Origin of the sequence: Olleya sp. 1-3, assembly GCF_002836085.1 — a bacterium.
GTDB lineage: Bacteria > Bacteroidota > Bacteroidia > Flavobacteriales > Flavobacteriaceae > Olleya > Olleya namhaensis.
In genome coordinates this window covers 1-5,284 of record NZ_PJBW01000017.1, presented here as the reverse complement: position 1 = coordinate 5,284, position 5,284 = coordinate 1, and the positions used below count along the sequence as shown (strand labels likewise).

2 tRNA genes and 3 rRNA genes are annotated in these 5,284 nt (G+C 45.9%); all 5 read left to right on the top strand.

Annotation, left to right across the window (positions count from 1 at the left end):
* Positions 1–218: 218 nt before the first annotated feature.
* The 5 genes from CXF54_RS12825 to rrf all read left to right on the top strand — a co-directional run bounded on the left by CXF54_RS12825 (position 219) and on the right by rrf (position 5,225).
* Positions 219–1,736: ribosomal RNA gene (locus tag CXF54_RS12825) — 16S ribosomal RNA — on the top strand.
* Between the two features lie 81 nt (positions 1,737–1,817).
* Positions 1,818–1,891, top strand: a tRNA-Ile gene (locus tag CXF54_RS12820).
* Between the two features lie 83 nt (positions 1,892–1,974).
* Positions 1,975–2,048: transfer RNA gene (locus tag CXF54_RS12815), tRNA-Ala, on the top strand.
* Positions 2,049–2,196: 148 nt separating this feature from the next.
* Positions 2,197–5,017 (top strand): 23S ribosomal RNA (locus CXF54_RS12810).
* Positions 5,018–5,118: 101 nt separating this feature from the next.
* Positions 5,119–5,225 (top strand): 5S ribosomal RNA (gene rrf, locus CXF54_RS12805).
* Together the 16S, 23S and 5S rRNA genes with 2 tRNA genes alongside form the textbook arrangement of a ribosomal RNA operon.
* Positions 5,226–5,284: the final 59 nt, after the last annotated feature.

Genomic DNA, 5,284 nt, shown 5'->3' with positions numbered 1-5,284 from the left:
AAATAAAGCTTGTGGGATTTAAAAAAGCGAATTATATTTGCACCCGCTTAAGGAAATAACATCTTAAGAGACAGAGAAAAAAGTTCATAAACATATTGAATTGACAGCGTAAGAATTTAATTGGAAACGATTATGTTCAAACAAGAGAATAAGCCATTTTAGAGTACTAGATATTTCTTTAATTGTTAAGCATATTAGTCGAAAGACTTTAAAATTTAACGATGAAGAGTTTGATCCTGGCTCAGGATGAACGCTAGCGGCAGGCTTAACACATGCAAGTCGAGGGGTAACATTGTGCTTGCACAGATGACGACCGGCGAACGGGTGCGTAACGCGTATAGAATCTACCTCTTACTAAGGGATAGCCCAGAGAAATTTGGATTAAGACCTTATAGTATGCAGACTTGGCATCAAGACTGCATTAAAGATTACGGTAGGAGATGACTATGCGTCCTATTAGCTAGATGGTGTGGTAACGGCACACCATGGCAACGATAGGTAGGGGCCCTGAGAGGGGGATCCCCCACACTGGTACTGAGACACGGACCAGACTCCTACGGGAGGCAGCAGTGAGGAATATTGGACAATGGAGGCAACTCTGATCCAGCCATGCCGCGTGCAGGAAGACTGCCCTATGGGTTGTAAACTGCTTTTATACAGGAAGAAACACTGCTACGTGTAGCAGCTTGACGGTACTGTAAGAATAAGGATCGGCTAACTCCGTGCCAGCAGCCGCGGTAATACGGAGGATCCAAGCGTTATCCGGAATCATTGGGTTTAAAGGGTCCGTAGGTGGATAATTAAGTCAGAGGTGAAATCCTGCAGCTCAACTGTAGAATTGCCTTTGATACTGGTTATCTTGAGTTATTATGAAGTAGTTAGAATATGTAGTGTAGCGGTGAAATGCATAGATATTACATAGAATACCAATTGCGAAGGCAGATTACTAATAATATACTGACACTGATGGACGAAAGCGTGGGGAGCGAACAGGATTAGATACCCTGGTAGTCCACGCCGTAAACGATGGTCACTAGCTGTTCGAACTTCGGTTTGAGTGGCTAAGCGAAAGTGATAAGTGACCCACCTGGGGAGTACGTTCGCAAGAATGAAACTCAAAGGAATTGACGGGGGCCCGCACAAGCGGTGGAGCATGTGGTTTAATTCGATGATACGCGAGGAACCTTACCAGGGCTTAAATGTAGATTGACAGGACTAGAGATAGTTTTTTCTTCGGACAATTTACAAGGTGCTGCATGGTTGTCGTCAGCTCGTGCCGTGAGGTGTCAGGTTAAGTCCTATAACGAGCGCAACCCCTGTTGTTAGTTGCCAGCGAGTCATGTCGGGAACTCTAACAAGACTGCCAGTGCAAACTGTGAGGAAGGTGGGGATGACGTCAAATCATCACGGCCCTTACGTCCTGGGCTACACACGTGCTACAATGGTAGGGACAGAGAGCAGCCACTGGGTGACCAGGAGCGAATCTATAAACCCTATCACAGTTCGGATCGGAGTCTGCAACTCGACTCCGTGAAGCTGGAATCGCTAGTAATCGCATATCAGCCATGATGCGGTGAATACGTTCCCGGGCCTTGTACACACCGCCCGTCAAGCCATGGAAGCTGGGAGTGCCTGAAGTCCGTCGCCGTAAGGAGCGGCCTAGGGTAAAATCGGTAACTAGGGCTAAGTCGTAACAAGGTAGCCGTACCGGAAGGTGCGGCTGGAACACCTCCTTTCTAGAGAAAGACGATTAAAGAGTAACAAAGTATATAAGATAGTTTATTCTCCTGCTGTTAATTTAAAATCTATTATAGTAGAGTCTCATAGCTCAGCTGGTTAGAGCGCTACACTGATAATGTAGAGGTCGGCAGTTCGAGTCTGCCTGAGACTACTAACTACTATAATTAAAGGAAATTCTAGAAGTTGTCAATTCTAAATAAGTAATTCTGAATAGAACATTCGGGATTCCTATATGGGGGATTAGCTCAGCTGGCTAGAGCGCCTGCCTTGCACGCAGGAGGTCATCGGTTCGACTCCGATATTCTCCACGATCAGTTTAGATACTGGAAACGTTCATTGACATATTGAAAAAAGATACATGAAAAATAATATGAAATTTATTTCATAATTATATATAATATTAAGGATATTAATTTATTAATATTTTTAGTAGAACTCATTAAAAAGCAAATAGTACAATAAGCTAAATAAGAGCGTATGGGGAATGCCTAGGCTCTCAGAGGCGATGAAGGACGTGATAAGCTGCGAAAAGCTGCGAGGATTGGCACATACAATTTGATCCGCAGATATCCGAATGGGGCAACCCAGCATGTTGAAGACATGTTACACCGTAAGGTGAGCAAACCCGGAGAACTGAAACATCTAAGTACCCGGAGGAGAAGAAAACAATAGTGATTCCGTTAGTAGTGGCGAGCGAACGCGGATTAGCCCAAACCATAAATGTTACGGCATTTATGGGGTTGTAGGACTGCAATATTTGAGCTGTAATGAATTAGAATAGTTTGGAAAGACTAACCAAAGAGGGTGATAGTCCCGTATAAGTAAAGAACAGTAAGATAGCAGTATCCTGAGTAGTGCGGGACACGAGTAATCCTGTATGAATCAGTCGGGACCATCCGATAAGGCTAAATACTCCTGAGAGACCGATAGTGAACTAGTACCGTGAGGGAAAGGTGAAAAGAACCCTGAATAAGGGAGTGAAATAGATCCTGAAACCATACGCTTACAAGCGGTCGGAGCCCTTTGGGGTGACGGCGTGCCTTTTGCATAATGAGCCTACGAGTTACCGTTGCTAGCAAGGTTAAGTGATTAAGTCACGGATCCGTAGCGAAAGCGAGTCTGAATAGGGCGCTTTAGTTAGTAGTGGTAGACGCGAAACCGTGTGATCTACCCATGGGCAGGTTGAAGCTATAGTAACATATAGTGGAGGACCGAACCGGTTGACGTTGAAAAGTCTTCGGATGACCTGTGGGTAGGGGTGAAAGGCCAATCAAACTCGGAAATAGCTCGTACTCCCCGAAATGCATTTAGGTGCAGCGTTGATTTATAGTTTTATAGAGGTAGAGCTACTGATTGGATGCGGGGGCTTCACCGCCTACCAATTCCTGACAAACTCCGAATGCTATAAAATGTTAATCAGCAGTGAGGGCATGGGTGCTAAGGTCCATGTCCGAAAGGGAAAGAACCCAGACCATCAGCTAAGGTCCCAAAATATATGTTAAGTTGAAAAAACGAGGTTGAACTGCTTAGACAGCTAGGATGTTGGCTTGGAAGCAGCCATTCATTTAAAGAGTGCGTAACAGCTCACTAGTCGAGCGGTTCGGCATGGATAATAATCGGGCATAAACATATTACCGAAGCTATGGACTTGTAAAAGTGGTAGGGGAGCATTGTAGTGGCGTTGAAGGTGTTCTGTGAGGGATGCTGGAGTAGCTACAAAAGAAAATGTAGGCATAAGTAACGATAATGCGGGCGAGAAACCCGCACTCCGAAAGACTAAGGTTTCCTCAGCTATGCTAATCAGCTGAGGGTTAGTCGGGACCTAACGCGAACCCGAAAGGGGTAGTGGATGGACAACAGGTTAATATTCCTGTACCTGCTCTCATTAAAAGTGACGGAGGCGAAAAGTTAGTGCGCACAGACGGAATTGTGCGTTGAAGGGAGGGGTAACCCCCCGATAGTACACTAAGACTACGGTCGCGGTGATAATCTAGCAAATCGACTTCCAAGAAAAGCGAGAGAAGCAGCCCGTACCCTAAACCGACACAGGTAGTTGGGATGAGAATTCTAAGGAGCTCGAGAGATTCATGGCTAAGGAACTAGGCAAAATAGACCTGTAACTTCGGGAGAAAGGTCGCCACCCTTCGGGGTGGCCGCAGTGAAAAGGTCCAGGCGACTGTTTATCAAAAACACAGGGCTATGCTAAATTGAAAGATGACGTATATGGCCTGACACCTGCCCGGTGCTGGAAGGTTAAGTGGAGGGTTTAGCTTCGGCGAAGATCTCAAATGAAGCCCCAGTAAACGGCGGCCGTAACTATAACGGTCCTAAGGTAGCGAAATTCCTTGTCGGGTAAGTTCCGACCTGCACGAATGGTGCAACGATCTGGACACTGTCTCAGCCATGAGCTCGGTGAAATTGTAGTATCGGTGAAGATGCCGATTACCCGCTGTGGGACGAAAAGACCCCGTGCACCTTTACTATAGCTTAGTATTGGTTTTGGATAAGTAATGTGTAGGATAGGTGGGAGACTTTGAAGCGGCGTCGCTAGGCGTTGTGGAGTCATTGTTGAAATACCACCCTTTGCTTGTCTAGAGTCTAACCTTCAATGAAGGGACAGTGCTTGGTGGGTAGTTTGACTGGGGTGGTCGCCTCCAAAAGAGTAACGGAGGCTTCTAAAGGTACCCTCAGCACGGTTGGTAATCGTGCGTAGAGTGCAATGGCATAAGGGTGCTTGACTGAGAGACCTACAAGTCGATCAGGTTGGAAACAAGAGCATAGTGATCCGGTGGTTCCGTATGGAAGGGCCATCGCTCAAAGGATAAAAGGTACGCCGGGGATAACAGGCTGATCTCCCCCAAGAGCTCATATCGACGGGGGGGTTTGGCACCTCGATGTCGGCTCGTCACATCCTGGGGCTGGAGAAGGTCCCAAGGGTTGGGCTGTTCGCCCATTAAAGTGGCACGCGAGCTGGGTTCAGAACGTCGTGAGACAGTTCGGTCTCTATCTACAGTGGGCGTTAGAAATTTGAGTGGATCTGACTCTAGTACGAGAGGACCGAGTTGGACTAACCTCTGGTGTATCTGTTGTTCCGCCAGGAGCATTGCAGAGTAGCTACGTTGGGAAGGGATAAGCGCTGAAAGCATATAAGCGCGAAACCCACCACAAGATGAGATTTCTTTAAAGGGTCGTAGGAGATGACTACGTTGATAGGTCATAGGTGTAAAGGCAGTAATGTCATAGCCGAGTGATACTAATAACCCATAGGCTTATTGTACGCCTGTTTTTTATAAAGTTCAATATAGATTTTCATGAATCATTTTTTCAATATGTTATTTTATACGGTTAAGTAGTTACTACTACATACACCGAAAGATTTAAGGTGATTATAGCGATGGGGCTCACCTCTTACCATTCCGAACAGAGAAGTTAAGCCCATTTGCGCCGATGGTACTACATTGTGGGAGAGTAGGTCGTCGCCTTTTTAGAGAACCCTTCATATTTATTTATGAAGGGTTTTTTTGTGCCTTATACTCAAATAAAT